The sequence below is a fragment of the Micromonospora sp. NPDC005305 genome, from assembly GCF_040607315.1.
Taxonomy (GTDB): Bacteria; Actinomycetota; Actinomycetes; order Mycobacteriales; family Micromonosporaceae; genus Micromonospora.
In genome coordinates, this window is record NZ_JBEXGL010000015.1 from 114,765 (window position 1) to 131,002 (window position 16,238).

Sequence of the window (16,238 nt, forward strand, 5' to 3'; positions counted from 1 at the left end):
CTCAGATCAGGCGGGACGACCAGAGCAGGCTCAGCCCTCCCGCACAGAGCGCGAGGAGCAGGGCGATGCCCGCGTACCACTGGGTGATCTCCCGCGGCTCGGTCCGGAAACCGATCGAGCTGCCCATGTCCTGGTAGACCTGCTTCAGCTCGCTGACCGAGGCCGCCTCGTAGAAGTAGCCCTGGGTCGTCTCGGCGAGCTGTGACAGCGCCATCCGGTCCACCGGCACCCGCTGGAGCTGGCCGCCGATGTCCACCTGCCCCGAGTCGGTGCCGAACGCGATGGTGGACACCGGCACGTTGGCCGCCTGCGCCGCCGCGGCCGCCTCCTCCACCGAGCGACCGGAGGTGCGGTAGCCGTCGGAGAGCAGCACGATCCGGGCCGGCGGGATGCCGGCCGCGCCGTCCGCCGGCACCGAGCGGATCGCCTCCAGGCAGGTGAAGACCGCCTCACCGGTCGCGGTCGCCTCGGCCAGCACCAGCCCGTCGATGGCCGTGGTCACCGCGCCCCGGTCCTTCGTGGGCGGCACCAGCACGTTCGCGGACTTGGCGAACGAGACCAGCCCCAGGTTGTAGCTCTCCGGCAGCTCGCCGACGAACTGCTTGGCCGCCTCCTGCGCCGCCTCCAGCCGGTTCGGCGCCACGTCGTCGGCCTGCATGGACAGTGACACGTCGATGGCGAGCATCACGGTCGCCCGTTCCAGGGGCTCCTTGGTGTCGATCGCCGGCCGCGCCAGCCCGGTGGCCAGCACCAGCAGGCAGAGCAGGAACGCGGTGGCCGCCGCGTGCCGCCGCCAGCCCAGCCCCTTCGGCGCCAGGGTGCGGAGCAGGTCCACATTGGTGAACCGCATCGCGTACTGCCGGCGGTGCAGCTGCCGCCAGACGTACGCCGCGGCGAGGGCGAGCACCGGCAGCAGGGCCAGCAGCCACCACGGTTGCAGAAAACGGATCATCGAGTCGTCCCTCGGGTGCGGGCGTGCCGCTGCGCGGCCACGAAACGCACCATGTCCAGCAGCCAGTCTCGGTCGGTACGCAGTCGAAGGTGGGCCGCGCCGGCACTGCGCAGCTCGGCGGCGATCGCCGCGCGCTGGGCGGCCGCCGACTCGGCGTAGCGGCGGCGCAGGCCCGGGTCGGCGGTCTGCACCTCGTGCAGCTCCCCGGTCTCCGGGTCGACCACCGGCAGCACCCCCACGTCGGGCAGTTCCAGCTCGCGCGGGTCGACCACCTCGACGGCCAGCACGTCGTGCCGGACCCGCAGCTTACGGATCGGCCGGCCCCACTGCTCGGGCGGCGCGAGGAAGTCGGAGATCACCACCGCCACACCCCGCCGGCGCGGCGGGCGATTGAGCATGTCGACGAGCACGCCGAGGTCGCTGCGGCCGGGCCGGATCTCGGTGCCGGCGATGGCCCGCAGCAGCCCCTGCGCCTCCTTGCGCCCGGCCCGGGCGGGCAGCCGCTGCAGCGTCCCCGGCCCGGCCGGCGGGGAACCGCCCCGCCACCGGCCCGCCGGCGCCGGCGCGCCCGTGCCGACCACCGCGCCGATCCGGTTGCCGCCCCGGACGGTCAGGTGGGCCAGGGCGGCCGCCGCGGCGACCACCACGTCCCGCTTGAGCCACTGCCCGGTGCCGAAGTCCAGGCTGGCCGAGAGGTCGACCGCCAGCCACGTCTCCAACTCCCGGTCGGCCACCGTACGCCGGACGTGCGGCGTGGTGGTGCGGGCGGTGACCGGCCAGTCCATCCGGCGCACGTCGTCGCCGGGGCGGTACTCGCGGGACTCCCCCGCCTCGCTGCCCGGACCGGGCAGCAGCCCGGCGTAGTCGCCCTGGAGCAGCCCGTCGAGCTTGCGGGTGACCATGAGCTGCAACCGGGCGAGGACGGCGCCGGAGCGCTCGCCGCTGGCCGGCAGCCGGGTGGGTGGGGTCACGGCCGCTGCCCGGGCCAGCCGCCGTGGGGGACGGCCGGCGGGGGTGGCGTGGCCTGCTGGCGGGGCGCGACCGCGGGCAGCGGGATGGTCGACATCACCCGGTGCACGATGTGGTCGGCCGGCACGTCGTCGGCGAGCGCGTCGTAGCTGAGCACGAGCCGGTGCCGCAGGATGTCCGGGGCGATGTCCTGCACGTCCTGCGGCAGGGCGTAGTCGCGGCCGCGCAGCAGGGCCAGCGCCCGGGTGGCCCGGACCAGGCCGAGCGAGGCGCGCGGGCTCGCGCCGTACTGGATGAGCTGCGCCACGTCGGGCATGCCGTGCTCGGCGGGCGCCCGGGTGGCCAGGACCAGCCGGACCGCGTAGTCGACAAGCGCGTTGTGCACGAACACCTGGTCGGCCTTGTGCTGGAGCGCGATCAGGTCCGGGGTGTCGAAGACCCGGGCCGGCTCGGGCGGGGCGACGCCCATCCGGTAGACGATCTCCCGCTCCTCGGCGTCGGTCGGGTAGCCCACCACGATCTTCATGAGGAACCGGTCCCGCTGCGCCTCCGGCAGCGGGTAGACGCCCTCCTGCTCGATCGGGTTCTGGGTGGCCATCACGAGGAACGGGTCGGGCACCCGGTGGGTCTCCCCGCCGATGGACACCTGCCGCTCGCTCATCACCTCCAGCAGCGCCGACTGCACCTTGGCCGGCGCCCGGTTGATCTCGTCGGCGAGCAGGAAGTTGACGAAGACCGGCCCCAGCTCGACGTCGAACTTCTCGCTGGACTGCCGGTAGATCCGGGTGCCCATGATGTCGGCCGGCACCAGGTCGGGCGTGAACTGGACCCGGGCGAACGACCCGCCGACCACCTTGGCCAGGGTCTCCACGGCGAGGGTCTTGGCGACGCCGGGCACCCCCTCCAGCAGGCAGTGGCCCCGGGACAGCAGGGCCACGAACATCCGCTCGACCATCCGGTCCTGACCGACGATCACCCGCTTGATCTCGAACAGCGCCCGCTCCAGCAGGGTGGCGTCCTGCGCCGGGGTGGTGGTCGCCGGGGGCGGCGCGTCCGGCGCGGCCTCGGTCGGGGTCGGGGCGTCGGGCGTGATCGGCTGGGCCACCGGTCCTCCACAGCATGGTCGTCGTCGGGCGTGGTGCGTATCAAGACTGTCATGCCTTGCTGAGAGCCGAGGGTCGGAGAGGGACGATTTTCGCCGCGCCGTCCCCCGGCACGGAAAACCCTGAACACGGGTGGACAACAAGGGGTCCGGCGTGTGTACGATTCACCCCGTCGCCGGGCGGCTCCCCCCGTGGCCGCCCGGCGCTAAAGCTCCCGGCGCGCGGCCCTAGACTCGCCCCGGTGACCACTCCCACTCCCCCCGACGACGCGCTCGTCTGCTCGGCGCGGGGATGTCGCGCGCCCGCCGTGTGGGAGCTGCGCTGGAACAATCCTCGCCTGCACCCGCCCGAGCGGCGCAAGACCTGGCTGGCCTGCCCCGCACACCGCGGGTCGCTGGGCGACTTCCTCGACGCACGCGGCTTCCTCCGCGAGGTCGAACCGGTGCCCGGATCGCCTACGCTCGAATCGTGAGCGAGCGCAGCGGGACCAGCCGGTGAACGGTGACGACCTCGCCGGCCGGCCGCCGGCCCCGACCGGCCCCCTGGAGCCCTGGCCGGACACCGTCCGGTGGCAGCCGATCTCCCGCGACCTGATCTGGGTGGAGCTGATCCGGCTCGGCATCGGTCTGGCCGTGGCGCTGGTGGTGCTCGGCGTGGCCTGGGCGGTCGCCGGTCACTGGCTGCTCGGCGCGGCCCTGGGCGTGGCGCTGCTGCTGGCCGCCTGGCGGGCGGTCACCATCGTCCGCGCCGTGGGCGCCTGGGGCTACGCCGAGCGGGCCGACGACCTGCTGGTCCGGCACGGTCTGCTGGTGCGGCGGCTGTCCATCGTGCCGTACTCCCGGATGCAGTTCGTCGACGTGAGCGCGGGGCCGCTGGAGCGCGCCTTCGACCTGGCCACCGTGCAGCTGCACACCGCCGCGGCGGCGAGCGACGCCCGGGTGCCGGGCCTGCGGCCGGCCGAGGCGTCCCGGCTCCGGGACCGGCTCACCGCGCTGGGCGAGGACCGGGCGGAGGGGCTGTGAGCGACGGCCCGGCGGAGCCGGAGCCCGGCGCCCCGCCGCCGCACCCGCCCGCCGCCGCACCGCCGCCGGCCGCCGCCGAGCCGCCGAGGAACGGCCACCCGTGGCCACCACAACCGGGGTACGCCCACCCGGTGCCCCCGCCCGGCCACGGGCCGCCCGCGGCACCACCCGGGTACGGGCCGCCCGCGCCACCACCCGGGTACGGGCCGCCCACGCCACCACCCGGGTACGGGCCGCCCACGCCCCCGCCCGGGTACGGGCCACCCGCGCCGCCCTGGCCCGGGGCGGCTCGTCCCGCGCCGCCGGGAGCGGGCCCATGGGGACCGCCCGCGACGAACGTGCCGGGGGCTCCGCAACCCGCCGGGGAGGAGCCGCGGCAGCGGTTGCACCCGCTGAGCCCGGCGCTGCACGGCGCGAAGTCGCTGGTCGTGGTGATCGCCGGCCTGTCCTGGTCGACGCTGTCCCGGGTCGGCTTCGGCTGGTTCGCCGCGCTGGTCGCGGTCTTCGTCCTCGGCGCCACCGTGCTCTCGGTGATCAGCTGGTGGAACACCGGATACCACGTGGTGGGGCGCGAGCTGCGGGTGCACGAGGGGCTGCTCTGGCGGCGTACCCGCGCGATCCCGCTGGAGCGGCTGCAGGCGGTCGAGGTGGTCCGGCCGCTGCTCGCGCAGCTCACCGGGCTGGCCGAGCTGCGGCTGGAGGTGGTCGGCGGGGGCAAGACGGAGGCGCCGCTGGCGTACCTGAGCGTGGCCGAGGCGACGGCGCTGCGGCAGCGGCTGCTCGCCGTGGCCGGCCGCGCCCCCGAGGCCGCCCCGGCCGCCGCCGGCACGCCGCCCGCGGCCGCCCCGGCCGGCCGGCGGCTGCACCACGTCCGCAACCGCGACCTGCTGGTCAGCCAGCTGCTCACCCCGCAGGCGTTCCTGCTCCCGTTCGGTCTCGCGTTCGTGGTGGCGCAGTTCGTCTCCGAGGGGTCCTGGTCGTTCATCGCGGTGGCCAGCACGCTGACCGCCATGGCCGGCGTGCTGCTGCAACCGGTCCGCCGGGTGCTCGACGACTGGAGCTTCCGGCTCGACCGGGACGGCGGCACGCTGCGGGTGCGCAACGGGCTGCTGGAGACCCGGGTGCAGACCGTGCCGCTGCACCGGGTGCAGACCGTCGGGGTGACCTGGCCGCTGCTCTGGCGGATGAAGGGCTGGCTGCGGCTGCGGCTGGAGGTGGCCGGCTACTCGGGCGCCGAGCCGGACGACCGCAACCGCCCGGACCGGCTGCTGCCGGTCGGCGACGCGCCCACCGGCGAGCTGGTCGTCGCCGAGGTGCTCCCCGGTGTCCGGCTGGGCGCGCTGCCCGCCACGCTGCCACCCCGGCGGGCCCGCTGGCTGCGCCCGCTGAGCCGGGCGAGGGTCGGCGCCGGCCTCGACGAGCAGGTCTTCGTGGCCCGGTCCGGGCTGCTGACCCGCCGGTTGACGCTGGTGCCGTACGCCCGGATCCAGAGCGTGCGGGTGACCCAGGGCCCGGCGCAGCGACGGCTGCGGCTGGCCACCGTGCACGCGGACACCGCCGGCGGCTCGGGCGCGGCGGCGCTGGACCGGGACCTGGGCGAGGCGTGGGAGCTGGCGGCGGAGCTGACCGCGCGGGCGCACGCGGCCCGGCGGAGCGGCCGGGGCCAGCCGGGCTGAGCCGACCGGTCAGCGCTCCGCGGACACCACGCCGGGCTGGCCCGGCCGGTCAGCGCTCCGCGGGCACCGTGGCCGGGTCGGCGTCGGCCGCGCGGATCGGGTGGACGGCAGGCCGGGTCGGCTCGGCGGCAGGGGCCGCCTCCGTCGCCGGGGCGAGCGCGGCGCGGCGGTCCTGGCGGGCCGCCCACCAGCGCTCGGCCAGCCCGACCACCAGGAAGGTCAGGCCGACGTACGCCCAGCCGACCAGCACGTCGATCAGGTAGTGCTCGCCGCTGTAGATCAGCGTGAAGGTCATCGCCAGCGGGTACGCGAGCAGCAGCGGCCACCAGCGCTTCCGCGTCGCGCGCAGGAAGAACAGGACCACGAACAGGGCGAACGCGGTGTGCAGCGACGGCATGGCGGCCACCGGGTTGGACGCGATCTGGCCGGCGTTGAGCAGGTTGCCCGCGCCGTGCATGCCGATCTCCTTCCAGCCCCGTGTGGAGATCCGCGCGACGTCGGAGAGCAGCCCGTTCTGGGCGGCCCACCACGGCGGGGCGGCCGGGTAGAGGAAGTAGGTGGCCAGCCCGGCCGCGAAGAGGAAGCCCCACCGCCGCATGTACGCGCCCCAGCGCGCGCGGTTCCGCAGCCAGAGCACCGCGGCCGCGGCGAGCGTCGCCACGAAGTGCGAGAAGTAGATCCAGCTGGCCGCGACGTCCCACCAGTGCACCTGGTCGGGTCGGTAGAGGTGCTGCTGGAGCCAGATGGTGGGCACCTCCCCGCCGGTGGCCCAGCCGGTCAGGAACCGGTCGGCGACGATCAGCTCCATGGCGTGCGGCGTCGCGCCGTTGTCGGCGAACCCCCGGGAGAGGTTGTACGCGGCCAGCAGCAGCACCACCGGGATCCAGTCCCGGGCGAAGCGCAGGTGGCTGCGCCACGGGCGGGACGAGTGCCAGGCGATGGTGCCCGCCCAGATCCACAGGAACGCGTACGCCGGGTCGGTCGGCAGGCCGATGGCGAGCCAGGCCGCCACGAAGGCGATTCCCCAGATCGCCATCGCCACCACGCGACGGCGCCCGCCGTCGGGGGACGCGGTCGGTCCGGCAGGGGCGGGGGGCGTGGGATCAGTCAGCACGGCCATCGCGGACAAGGTTAACGGCGTGCGACGGGACCGCCGACGCCGACCGCCCGCCGACCGGGCCGGTCACCCCCGTCCGGCTCTCGCGAGGGGGCCGGGCGGCGGTCCGGACGCCGCCCGGGCCCCGGGGCCGCTGCACTAGGCTCGGCCCATGCAGGAGCAGCCGGAGTCGCCCTTCGCCCCGGGCCTGACCGCCCGGGTCGAGCTGACCGTCACCGACACGGACACCGCGCAGGCGGTGGGCTCGGGCGACGTGCCGGTGCTCGGCACGCCCCGGGTGCTCGCGCTGGCGGAGGCGGCCACGGTGGCGGCGACCGCGACCCGGGTCCCGTCCGGGTCGACGACGGTCGGCACCCGCGTCGAGCTGGAGCACCGCGCGGCCACGCCGGTCGGGCGGACGGTGGCCGCCCGGGCCGAGCTGGTCAAGGTCGACGGCCGGCGGCTGACCTTCGAGGTGATCGTCACCGACGGCAACGAGGTGGTGGCCACCGGGCGGGTCGAGCGGGCCCTGGTCGACCGCCAGCGCTTCGTCGAGCGCGCCGTGCGGGCGTCATGACCGTCCGGTTCGTCGAGATCGCCGACCGCGTGCACGTGCTGCGCGACCCGCTGCTGCACGTCAACGTGACGCTGGTGGTGGGCGACGGCGCGGCGCTGCTGGTGGACACCCTCTCCACCGCCGGGCAGGCCCGGGAGCTGGCGGAGGCGGCCCGCAGGGTCACCCCGCACCCGTGGACGATCGTCAACACGCACCACCACTTCGACCACTGCTTCGGCAACGCCGTCCTGGCCGCCGACCCGCCGCGCCCGGTCTACGCACACGCCCAGGCCGCCGCGGTCCTCCGCGACCACCCCGACGAGCTGCGCCGGGCGGCGTCCGAGGAGATGCGCGCGGAGCAGCCCGACCTCGCCGCCGAGCTGGCCCGCACCGAACTGCTGGCTCCGACCCATCCGGTGCACGGCGAGGCGGTGCTCGACGTGGGCGGCCGGCGGGTGGTGCTGCACCATCCCGGGCACGGTCACACCGACGCCGACCTGGTGGTGCACATCCCGGACGCGGACGTGCTGGTCGCCGGCGACCTGGTGGAGCAGAGCGGGCCGCCGGCCTTCGAGGAGTCGTACCCGGTGCAGTGGCCGGACGCGGTGGCCGGGCTGCTCCGGCTGACCACGCCGGCCACGCTGGTGGTCCCGGGGCACGGCGAGCCGGTCGACGTGGCGTTCGTCCGGGCCCAGCACGCCGACCTCGCCCGCCAGGCGTGGCTGATCCGGGCCGGCCACACCGGCAGCGCCCCGCCCGAGCGGGTGGCCGCCGAGTCGCCGTTCGGCGCCCGCCCGGGTCTCGTCGCGGCCCGCCGCGGCTACGCCGAGCTCGACGGCGCCGCCTGACCGCCCGCGGCGGCGTCAGGGGCGGGCGCGCAGGGCGCCGAGCAGGGCGTCGAGGTGCGGGGCGGCGGCGAGGATCGCGTCGCGGGCCGGCGGGTCGAGGGTGGCCAGGGCCTCGGTGAGCAGGGCCCTGCGGTGGGCCGCGTAGTCGTCCATCCGGACGCGGGCGGCCTCGGTGAGGGCGAGCCGCACCACCCGGCGGTCCTCCGGGTCGCGGTCGCGCGCCAGCAGCCCGGCGTCGGTGAGGTCGCGGACCAGGGTGCTGACCGTGTTCGGCGCGGTGCCCAGCCGCCGCGCGACCTCCTTGCCGCTGATCCCCGGCTCGGCCCGGACCAGGTGCAGCACCTCCACCTGCGCCTCGGGCAGGGCGTCGCGGTTGGCCCGGCCGACGACCTTGCGGCGGAGCAGCCGGTGCAGTTCCCCCAGCACGGCCCCGAAGCGCGCGATGGCCTCGTCGCTCGGCACGGAGTCACCTTCTTCACATCGCAATAGTTCTGACTACAGAGCTAAGGTTACCCGGAATCGTCGACTTCAGGGGGAACCTCCGTGAGCCAGACCGTGCGGACCGCCGCGCGCCCGACCATCGACCCCCGGGCCGCACGCGGCGGCGCCACCCTGCTGGTGCTGCTCGGCACGCTCACCGCCATCGGCCCGCTCTCGCTGGACATGTACCTCCCGGCGTTCCCGGCGATGACCCGCGACCTCGGCGCCGACCAGGCCGGCATCCAGCTCTCGCTGACCACCTGCCTGATCGGCCTCGCGGTCGGCCAGTTCGTCACCGGCCCGCTCAGCGACCGGTGGGGGCGACGCCGCCCGGTGCTGATCGGCGTCGTCGCGTACACCGTGCTCGCGCTGGTCTGCGCCGTGGCGCCGAACGCGCCGCTGCTGGCCGCCGCGCGGTTCGTCCAGGGCCTGGCCGGCGGCATGGGGGTGGTGGTCGCCCGGGCGGTGGTCCGCGACCTCTACGCCGGCCGCGAGGCCGCGAAGTACTTCTCCCGCCTCACCCTGGTCTTCGGCGTCGCGCCGGTGGCCGCGCCGAGCGTCGGCAGCCTGGTGCTGCGGTTCGGCGACTGGCGGGCCGTCTTCCTCACCCTGGCCGCCATCGGGGTGCTGCTCTCCGTCGCGGTCGCCCTGCGCCTGCCGGAGACGCTGCCGGCCGAGGGCCGCAGCACCGGCGGCCTGGCTGCCACCGCCCGGACCATGCGGTCGCTGATCGCCGACCGGGTCTACCTCGGGTACGCGCTGACCCAGGGCTTCGCCTTCGCCGGGCTGTTCGCGTACATCTCCGGGTCGTCGTTCGTGTTCCAGGACGTCTTCGGCGTCTCCGCGGCGGCGTTCAGCCTGATCTTCGGGCTCAACGCGCTCGCCCTGGTGGCCATGGGGCAGGCGAACGCGCGGCTGCTCGACCGGTTCAGCCCGCGCCGGCTGCTGGTCGCCACGCTCGTGGTCGGCGTGGTGGCGGCGGCCGGCGTGCTCACCGGCGCGCTCGCCGGCAGCCTCGCCGTGGTCGCCGTGGCGCTGTTCGCGTTCGTGGGCTCGCTGGGCATGGTGATGCCGAACAGCACGGCCCTGGCGCTGGACGCGCACGCCCGGCGCGCCGGCACCGCCGCCGCGCTGATGGGCGGTGTCCAGTCGGTGGTCGGCGCGCTCGCCGCGCCCCTGGTCGGTCTGGGCGGCGAGGGCAGCGCCACGCCGATGGCCATCGTGCTGGCCGTCGCCGCCGCGCTCTCCCTCACCGCCGTGCTCACCCTGGCCCGCCCGCGCTGAGGCGGGCGGCCGACCGACGTGCCGCGCCGGCGTTAGGAAGGGTCCCTTCCTCTACCGGAGGCGTTAAGAAGGGGCCCTTCCTTTCCGGTCAGCGGAAGCGGTCGGCCACGGCCTCGCGGGTGGGCATGGCGGTGGCCCCGCCGGGCGACTCGCAGACCAGGCCGGCCACCCGCAGGGCGAAGGCCACCCGGTCGCGCCAGCCGGCCGGGTCCGCCGGCTCGCCGGCGTGCAGCAGGTCCGCGACGAGCGCGCCCATCACCGAGTCGCCCGCGCCGGTGGCGTCCACGGCGTCGACCTTCGGGGCGGGGACGCGTACGACGTCGGCGGCGGCGGCGACCAGCGCGCCGTCCGCCCCGAGCGTGACCACCACGGTCCCCGCGCCCAGTTCCCGCAGGTACGCGGCGACGCCCTCGACCGGCTCCCGCGGGTAGAGGTGGCGCGCGTCGGCGGCGCTCAGCTTGACCAGGTGGGCGCTCGCCGCGAACTCGGCGACCACCGCGCGCAGGTCGTCCAGCGCGCTTGGGCCGGTGAGCAGGCTCGGGCGCACGTTCGGGTCGAACACCCGCAGCGCCCCGGCCATCGCCCAGGCCCGGCGGGCGGCGGCCAGCACCGGCGGGTCGAGCAGCACGATCGAGCCGCAGTAGAGCACCTGCGCGCCCTCGACCAGGGCGACGTCCAGGTCCTCGGCGGTGAGCAGCGCGTATGACCGGGGCTCACCGTAGAAGCGGAAGTCCGGCTCCGGGCCGGCGAACGTCGCCACCGCGAGCGCCGTGGGCGCCGGCACGGTGACCGCCCCGTCCACGCCCACGCCCGCGGCGCCCAGGAAGGCGCGGATCCGGGTGGCGAGCGCGTCGTCGCCGAGCGACCCGACGAACTGGACGTCACCGCCGAGCCGGGCCGCCGCCACGGCCACGTTCAGCGGCCCCCCGCCGATCGCCTGCCGGAAGACGGGCTCCCCGTCGCGCTCGGCGTCGAGCAGGTCGACCAACGCCTCGCCGAGCACCACCGCGTACCCCATCCTGGCTCCCTCCGTCGGTCGTACCCCCGATCCTGGCGCATGGCGGGGGCCCGGCGCGACGAGACGCCCGCATCGACGGGCGACTATTGCGCCGAATGACCGGACGTGATGGGATTGCGCGTGCCGGGAGGGCGCGGGGGCTGCCGCGCCGCCGGCCGCCGGGTCGAGCCGACGCGAGGGCACTGACGGTCCGTGGCACGGACCGAGGCGGTGCGCGTCCCCCCGACGGCCCCGGCCGCACTCCGGCCGCCGGGCGTGGCACCGCGATCGTCGCATCCGCTCGTCGCAGCGGGGCCGGCCGTGCGGGTCGCGCCTCGCGAGTCAGGAGATCCCGTGCACCGATCCCGTACGGCCGCGCTGCTCACCGCGGCCGCCACCCTGGCCCTGGGCGCGCTCGCCCTGGTCACCGGCCCCGACCCGGCCGCCGCGCACGGCGCGGCGATGACCCCGGGCGCCCGGACCTACCTGTGCTGGAAGGACGGCCTCACCTCGACCGGGGAGATCAGGCCGAGCAACCCCGCCTGCTCGGCGGCCGTGGCCCAGAGCGGCGCCAACTCGCTCTACAACTGGTTCAGCGTGCTGCGCTCCGACGCGGGCGGCCGGACCGTCGGGTTCATCCCCGACGGCAAGCTGTGCAGCGGCGGCAACGCGAACTTCGCCGGCTACGACCTGGCCCGCACCGACTGGCCGGTCACCCACCTGACGGCCGGGCGGTCGATGGAGTTCCGCTACAGCAACTGGGCCCACCACCCGGGCACCTTCTACTTCTACGTGACCAAGGACAGCTGGAGCCCGACCCGGCCGCTGGCCTGGAGCGACCTGGAGGAGCAGCCGTTCCTGCAGGTGACCAACCCGCCGCAGCGCGGCTCGGTGGGCACCAACGACGGGCACTACTACTTCACCGGTTCGCTGCCGTCGAACAAGAGCGGCCGGCACATCATCTACTCCCGCTGGGTCCGCTCGGACAGCCAGGAGAACTTCTTCGGCTGCTCGGACGTGACCTTCGACGGCGGGAACGGGGAGGTGACCGGGGTCGGCTCCGGCGGCACGCCAGGGCCGAACCCCACCACGCCCGGTCCGGGCCCGACCAGCCCCACGCCCACTCCCCCGTCCTCGCCGAGCCCGACCCCGACCCCGACCATGCCGGGCGGCGCCTGCATGGCGGTGTACAAGGTGGTCAGCGCCTGGCAGGGCGGCTTCCAGGGCGAGGTCATGATCATGAACCACAGCACCCGGACCTACGCCGGCTGGACGGCGAACTGGACCTGGCCCAGCGGGCAGAGCATCACCCAACTCTGGAACGGCACGGTGAGCACCAGCGGGGCCGCCGTGACGGTCACCAACGCCGCCTACAACGGGAGCGTCCCACCGGAGGGCACCACCACGTTCGGCTTCACCGCCAACGTCTCCGGCACGAACACCCTGCCCACGGTCACCTGCACCGGCCGGTGACCCGGACGTGAGAAGGGCCCCCGGGGGACACGTCCCCGGGGGCCCCGCCGTCACACCCGCGTCAGCGGACCATGCTGCCGACCACCGGCTTGGTGAGCAGGGCGGACTGGTTGCGCTGGATGCCCGGGTCGAGGGTCTTCGCCACGAAGATGGCGTGCCAGATGCAGAAGATCAGCACGGTCCACACCTTGCGGGAGTGGTCCGCCTCCTCCCGCTTGTGCTCCTCCAGCAGCCGCATGGCGTACGACAGGTCGATGAGGTCGCCCGCGCCCGAGGTGGCCAGCACGTGCCGGGCCCACTCGTACATCTCGCCGCGCAGCCACACCCGGGTCGGGGTCGGGAAGCCCAGCTTCTTGCGGTTGACGATGGCCGGCGGCACCACGCCCTGCAACGCCTGGCGCATCGCGTACTTGGTGGCCTCGGAGCGGGGCGGCAGCTTCAGGTCGACCGGGATGCCCGCGGCCACGTTGAACACCTCGCGGTCGAGGAACGGCACCCGGACCTCCAGCGAGTGCGCCATCGAGATCCGGTCGGCCTTCACCAGGATGTCGCCGCGCAGCCAGGTGTAGAGGTCGACGTACTGCATCTTGGTGACGTCGTCCAGCTCGGTGGCCTCGGCGTAGATGGGCGCCGTGACGTCGGTGTAGCGGACCGAGGGGTCGTAGCGGCGCAGCAGGTGCTGCTTCTCCTCCTCGGTGAACATCCGCGCGTTGCCGTAGTAGCGCTCCTCGATGGGGGTGGTGCCGCGCTCCAGGAAGCTCTTGCCCTTCACGCCCTGCGGGATGGCCTTGGAGACCGCCCGCAGGCCCTTCTGCACCCCGCCGGGCAGGCTGTTCACCGCGTTGAGCGACAGCGGCTCCCGGTAGATCGTGTAACCGCCGAAGAACTCGTCGGCGCCCTCGCCGGAGAGCACCACCGTGACATGCTCGGCGGCCTTCTTCGCGACGAAGTAGAGCGGCACCAGGGCCGGGTCGGCCACCGGGTCGTCCAGGTGCCAGACGATCTTCGGCAGTGCGTCGATCATGTCCTGCGGCCCGATCTTGGTCGGGATCGTGGTCACGTCGAGGTGCCGGGCCGATTCCTGGGCCACGTCGATCTCGGAGTAGCCCGGCACGTCGTAGCCGACGGTGAAGGTGAGGATGTTCGGGTTGAACTCCCGGGCCAGGGCCACCACGGCGGTCGAGTCGATGCCGCTGGAGAGGAACGAGCCGACCGGCACGTCCGAGCGCATGTGCATCCGGACGCTCTCCCGCAGCGTCTCCCGGATCTCGTGGTAGAGCTTCTGCTCGTCGGAGACCGGGGCCGGCCGGAACACCGGCCGGTACCAGCGGCGCACCTCGATCCGGCCACCGGGCGTCCAGGTCAGGTACTCCCCCGACCCGATCCGGCTGATCCCCCGGTGCAGCGTGCCCGGCTCCGGGACGTACTGCAGGGTCAGGTAGTGGCTCAGGTTGGCCGCGTCGATCCCCGCGTCGCCCTGGTAGGCCGAGTGGGCGAAGGGCAGCAGGGCCTTCTTCTCGGAGGCGAGGTAGAGCCCGTCCTGGGTCTCCAGGTAGTGCAGCGGCTTGATGCCGAAGTAGTCCCGCGCGCCGAAGGCCCGCCGCTCCTGCCGGTCCCAGATCACGAAGGCGAACATGCCGCGCAGCCGGGTGAGCACCTGCTCACCCCAGTAGTGGTAGCCGGCGACGATCACCTCGCCGTCGCCGTTGGTGGCGAACTGCGCGCCGTAGTCGCGGATCAGCTCGTCCCGCAGCTCGATGTAGTTGTAGATCTCGCCGTTGAACGTGAGCAGGTAGCGCTCGTTCGCGTAGGGCAGCGGCTCGTGGCTGAGCGCCACGTCGATGATCGCCAGCCGCTTGTGCGCGAACACCCCGTCCGCGTACCTCCCGGAGGCGTCGCCGACCACCTCGACCCCGGTCTCGTCCGGGCCGCGGTGGTGCAGGCACTCCAGTGCTCCGGCGATGTGGTCGCGGTGAGCGGCGGCGTCACCGCGCGCGCTGAAAAAGGCCAGGAGTCCGCACATGGTGGCCATCTTTCCACGCGCCGGAAGCCACCGTCGCGGCACCGCAGGCACTCCGCGTTCCCGCCCGCGCGGTACCGTCTGGACCAGCGACGAGGCGCAGGGAGGCGGCACATGGCCGAGGAGCGGGCACAGCAGCAGGGCAAGCCGGCGGACGGCACCGAATCGCACGACCCGGACTTCCCGGAGGCGTTCCTGTCCTTCATGCGGCAGGGCTGGCGGGACACGGAGCTGCCCATCGGCCCTCGGCCGGAGGTGCCCAACCACGCCAAGCGGCGGGCCGCGCTGGCCGAGGCCTTCCCGGGGGAGACGCTGGTCATCCCGACCGGCACCGAGAAGGTACGCGCCAACGACACCGACCACCGGTTCCGGCCGGGCAGCGACTTCGCCTACCTGACCGGCGACCAGGAGCCGGACAGCGTGCTCGTGCTCCGGCCGGGCGGCGAGGCCACCCTGTTCATGCGGCCCCGGTCGTCCCGCGCGACCGACGAGTTCTTCCGCAGCCGGCACGGCGAGCTGTGGGTGGGCCGGCGGCCGACGCTGAAGGAGAAGTCGACCGAGCTGGGCCTGCCCACCGCCGACCTGACCGAGCTGGACGCGGCGCTCGCCGAGCTGGCGCCGGGCCGGACCCGGGTGCTGCGCGGCTTCGACGCCCGGGTGGACGCGGCGGTGCGGCCCTACGACGGGGCGCGGGCCGAGGGGCAGCCGGGCCGCGACCGCGAGCTGGCCATCGCGATCTCCGAGTTGAAGCTGGTCAAGGACGAGTGGGAGATCGCCCAGCTCCAGGAGGCGTGTGACGCCACCGTCCGCGGCTTCGAGGACGTGGCCCGGGCGCTCCCGGCCGACCGGGCGGTCTCCGAGCGGCTGCTCGAGGGCATCTTCGCGCTGCGCGCGCGGCACGACGGCAACGACGTCGGCTACGGCTCGATCGTCGGCGCCGGCGAGCACGCCACGATCCTGCACTGGGTGCACAACCACGGCGCCACCCGCCCGGGCGAGCTGCTGCTCATGGACATGGGCGTGGAGAACCGCAACCTCTACACCGCCGACGTCACCCGGGTGCTCCCGGTCGACGGCCGGTTCACCCCGCTGCAGCGCCAGGTCTACGACGCCGTCTATGCCGCACAGCAGGCCGGCATCGACGTGATCAAGCCGGGCGTGGCGTTCCGCGAGGTGCACCTGACCGCCATGCGGGTGCTCGCGGAGGCGCTGAAGGATCTCGGCCTGCTGCCGGTGAGCGTCGACGAGGCGATGGACCCGGCGTCGACGGTCTACCGCCGCTGGACGCTGCACGGCACCAGCCACATGCTCGGCATCGACGTGCACGACTGCGCCAACGCCCGCAAGGAGACCTACCGGGACGGGCCGCTCGGCGAGGGCTACGTGCTCACCGTCGAGCCGGGCCTCTACTTCCAGCCCGAGGACGAGCTGGTCCCCGAGGAGCTTCGCGGCATCGGCGTGCGGATCGAGGACGACATCCTGGTCACCGCGGACGGCCCGGTGAACCTCTCGGCCGGCCTGCCGCGCCGCTCCGACGAGGTGGAGACCTGGCTGGCCGAGCAGCGCGAGGCCGGCCCCCGCCTGCCCGGCTGACCCACCAGCACGACCCCCGGCGGGCCCGCCGCCGGCGTCTGCGAGGTTTCTCGCGGTAACGACGCCGGTGCCGGGCCCGTCGTCGTTTGCGCTGCTCACGCCCCCGGGTGTCGCTACGCCCCCGGGTGACGCCGCCCAGCCGAATGTGAGCCAAATGCGCGATTTCTTC

15 protein-coding genes are annotated in these 16,238 nt (G+C 74.7%); 8 read left to right on the plus strand and 7 right to left on the minus strand.

Going from position 1 to position 16,238, the window contains the following annotated elements:
• Position 1: 1 nt before the first annotated feature.
• The 3 genes from ABZS80_RS23590 to ABZS80_RS23600 are packed head-to-tail and all read right to left on the minus strand — an operon-like array spanning position 2 to position 3,026.
• A complete protein-coding gene (locus ABZS80_RS23590; protein WP_355059023.1) occupies positions 2-952 on the minus strand; it encodes a VWA domain-containing protein in 951 nt (316 codons plus the stop codon).
• Complete coding sequence (locus tag ABZS80_RS23595; protein WP_355059062.1) at positions 949-1,941, minus strand: DUF58 domain-containing protein; 993 nt, start codon at positions 1,939-1,941, stop codon at positions 949-951. The genes ABZS80_RS23590 and ABZS80_RS23595 overlap by 4 nt, the downstream gene beginning before the upstream one ends.
• The gene (locus ABZS80_RS23600; RefSeq protein WP_151464828.1) at positions 1,920-3,026 is read right to left on the minus strand and encodes a MoxR family ATPase; all 1,107 of its coding nucleotides are present in this window, start codon (positions 3,024-3,026) and stop codon (positions 1,920-1,922) included. Before ABZS80_RS23600 ends, ABZS80_RS23595 begins: the two co-directional genes overlap by 22 nt.
• Before the next feature lie 239 nt (positions 3,027-3,265).
• Between ABZS80_RS23600 and ABZS80_RS23605 the strand changes: the two genes are divergently transcribed.
• The 3 genes from ABZS80_RS23605 (at position 3,266) to ABZS80_RS23615 (ending at position 5,722) form a co-directional block, all read left to right on the plus strand.
• On the plus strand, positions 3,266-3,496 hold the full coding sequence (locus ABZS80_RS23605; RefSeq protein ID WP_151464827.1) for a hypothetical protein: 231 nt from the start codon (positions 3,266-3,268) through the stop codon (positions 3,494-3,496).
• A 22-nt stretch (positions 3,497-3,518) separates the two neighbouring features.
• Complete coding sequence (locus ABZS80_RS23610; protein ID WP_151464826.1) at positions 3,519-4,046, plus strand: PH domain-containing protein; 528 nt, start codon at positions 3,519-3,521, stop codon at positions 4,044-4,046.
• Positions 4,047-4,384: 338 nt separating this feature from the next.
• The gene (locus ABZS80_RS23615; RefSeq protein ID WP_355059025.1) at positions 4,385-5,722 is read left to right on the plus strand and encodes a PH domain-containing protein; all 1,338 of its coding nucleotides are present in this window, start codon (positions 4,385-4,387) and stop codon (positions 5,720-5,722) included.
• A gap of 49 nt (positions 5,723-5,771) precedes the next feature.
• Here the strand turns inward: ABZS80_RS23615 and ABZS80_RS23620 are convergent, their stop codons facing one another.
• Positions 5,772-6,842, minus strand: a complete 1,071-nt coding sequence (locus ABZS80_RS23620) for a phosphatase PAP2 family protein (RefSeq protein ID WP_355059027.1) — start codon at positions 6,840-6,842, stop codon at positions 5,772-5,774.
• A 148-nt stretch (positions 6,843-6,990) separates the two neighbouring features.
• Between ABZS80_RS23620 and ABZS80_RS23625 the strand changes: the two genes are divergently transcribed.
• Positions 6,991-7,395 carry a hotdog domain-containing protein gene (locus ABZS80_RS23625; RefSeq protein WP_355059029.1) on the plus strand — a complete coding sequence of 135 codons (405 nt, stop codon included), beginning with the start codon at positions 6,991-6,993 and terminating at the stop codon, positions 7,393-7,395.
• Complete coding sequence (locus ABZS80_RS23630) at positions 7,392-8,222, plus strand: MBL fold metallo-hydrolase (protein ID WP_355059031.1); 831 nt, start codon at positions 7,392-7,394, stop codon at positions 8,220-8,222. Before ABZS80_RS23625 ends, ABZS80_RS23630 begins: the two co-directional genes overlap by 4 nt.
• A gap of 15 nt (positions 8,223-8,237) precedes the next feature.
• Here ABZS80_RS23630 and ABZS80_RS23635 read toward each other — a convergent pair whose 3' ends face one another.
• Positions 8,238-8,684: a MarR family transcriptional regulator gene (locus tag ABZS80_RS23635; RefSeq protein ID WP_151464265.1), complete on the minus strand. Its 447-nt coding sequence runs from the start codon at positions 8,682-8,684 to the stop codon at positions 8,238-8,240.
• 81 nt (positions 8,685-8,765) lie between these two features.
• Between ABZS80_RS23635 and ABZS80_RS23640 the strand changes: the two genes are divergently transcribed.
• The gene (locus tag ABZS80_RS23640) at positions 8,766-9,986 is read left to right on the plus strand and encodes a multidrug effflux MFS transporter (RefSeq protein WP_355059033.1); all 1,221 of its coding nucleotides are present in this window, start codon (positions 8,766-8,768) and stop codon (positions 9,984-9,986) included.
• Positions 9,987-10,074: 88 nt separating this feature from the next.
• Here ABZS80_RS23640 and ABZS80_RS23645 read toward each other — a convergent pair whose 3' ends face one another.
• A complete protein-coding gene (locus tag ABZS80_RS23645) occupies positions 10,075-11,004 on the minus strand; it encodes a PfkB family carbohydrate kinase (protein ID WP_355059034.1) in 930 nt (309 codons plus the stop codon).
• A 333-nt stretch (positions 11,005-11,337) separates the two neighbouring features.
• On the opposite strand from ABZS80_RS23645, the gene ABZS80_RS23650 reads away from it, so the two are divergent.
• The gene (locus ABZS80_RS23650) at positions 11,338-12,456 is read left to right on the plus strand and encodes a lytic polysaccharide monooxygenase (RefSeq protein ID WP_355059036.1); all 1,119 of its coding nucleotides are present in this window, start codon (positions 11,338-11,340) and stop codon (positions 12,454-12,456) included.
• Between the two features lie 61 nt (positions 12,457-12,517).
• On the opposite strand, the gene asnB is transcribed toward ABZS80_RS23650, so the two are convergent.
• Positions 12,518-14,479, minus strand: coding sequence for an asparagine synthase (glutamine-hydrolyzing) (gene asnB / locus ABZS80_RS23655; protein ID WP_355059038.1), 1,962 nt, complete (start codon positions 14,477-14,479; stop codon positions 12,518-12,520).
• Between the two features lie 111 nt (positions 14,480-14,590).
• Between asnB and ABZS80_RS23660 the strand changes: the two genes are divergently transcribed.
• On the plus strand, positions 14,591-16,069 hold the full coding sequence (locus ABZS80_RS23660) for an aminopeptidase P family protein (protein WP_355059040.1): 1,479 nt from the start codon (positions 14,591-14,593) through the stop codon (positions 16,067-16,069).
• The last annotated feature ends 169 nt before the right edge of the window (positions 16,070-16,238 follow it).

Bases quoted from the DNA above. Each gene is read 5' to 3' on its own strand.
- ABZS80_RS23590 (WP_355059023.1), bottom strand. From the start codon at position 952: ATGATCCGTTTTCTGCAACCGTGGTGGCTGCTGGCCCTGCTGCCGGTG.
- ABZS80_RS23620 (WP_355059027.1), bottom strand. From the start codon at position 6,842: ATGGCCGTGCTGACTGATCCCACGCCCCCCGCCCCTGCCGGACCGACC.
- ABZS80_RS23625 (WP_355059029.1), top strand. From the start codon at position 6,991: ATGCAGGAGCAGCCGGAGTCGCCCTTCGCCCCGGGCCTGACCGCCCGG.
- ABZS80_RS23630 (WP_355059031.1), top strand. From the start codon at position 7,392: ATGACCGTCCGGTTCGTCGAGATCGCCGACCGCGTGCACGTGCTGCGC.
- ABZS80_RS23645 (WP_355059034.1), bottom strand. From the start codon at position 11,004: ATGGGGTACGCGGTGGTGCTCGGCGAGGCGTTGGTCGACCTGCTCGAC.
- asnB (WP_355059038.1), bottom strand. From the start codon at position 14,479: ATGTGCGGACTCCTGGCCTTTTTCAGCGCGCGCGGTGACGCCGCCGCT.
- ABZS80_RS23660 (WP_355059040.1), top strand. From the start codon at position 14,591: ATGGCCGAGGAGCGGGCACAGCAGCAGGGCAAGCCGGCGGACGGCACC.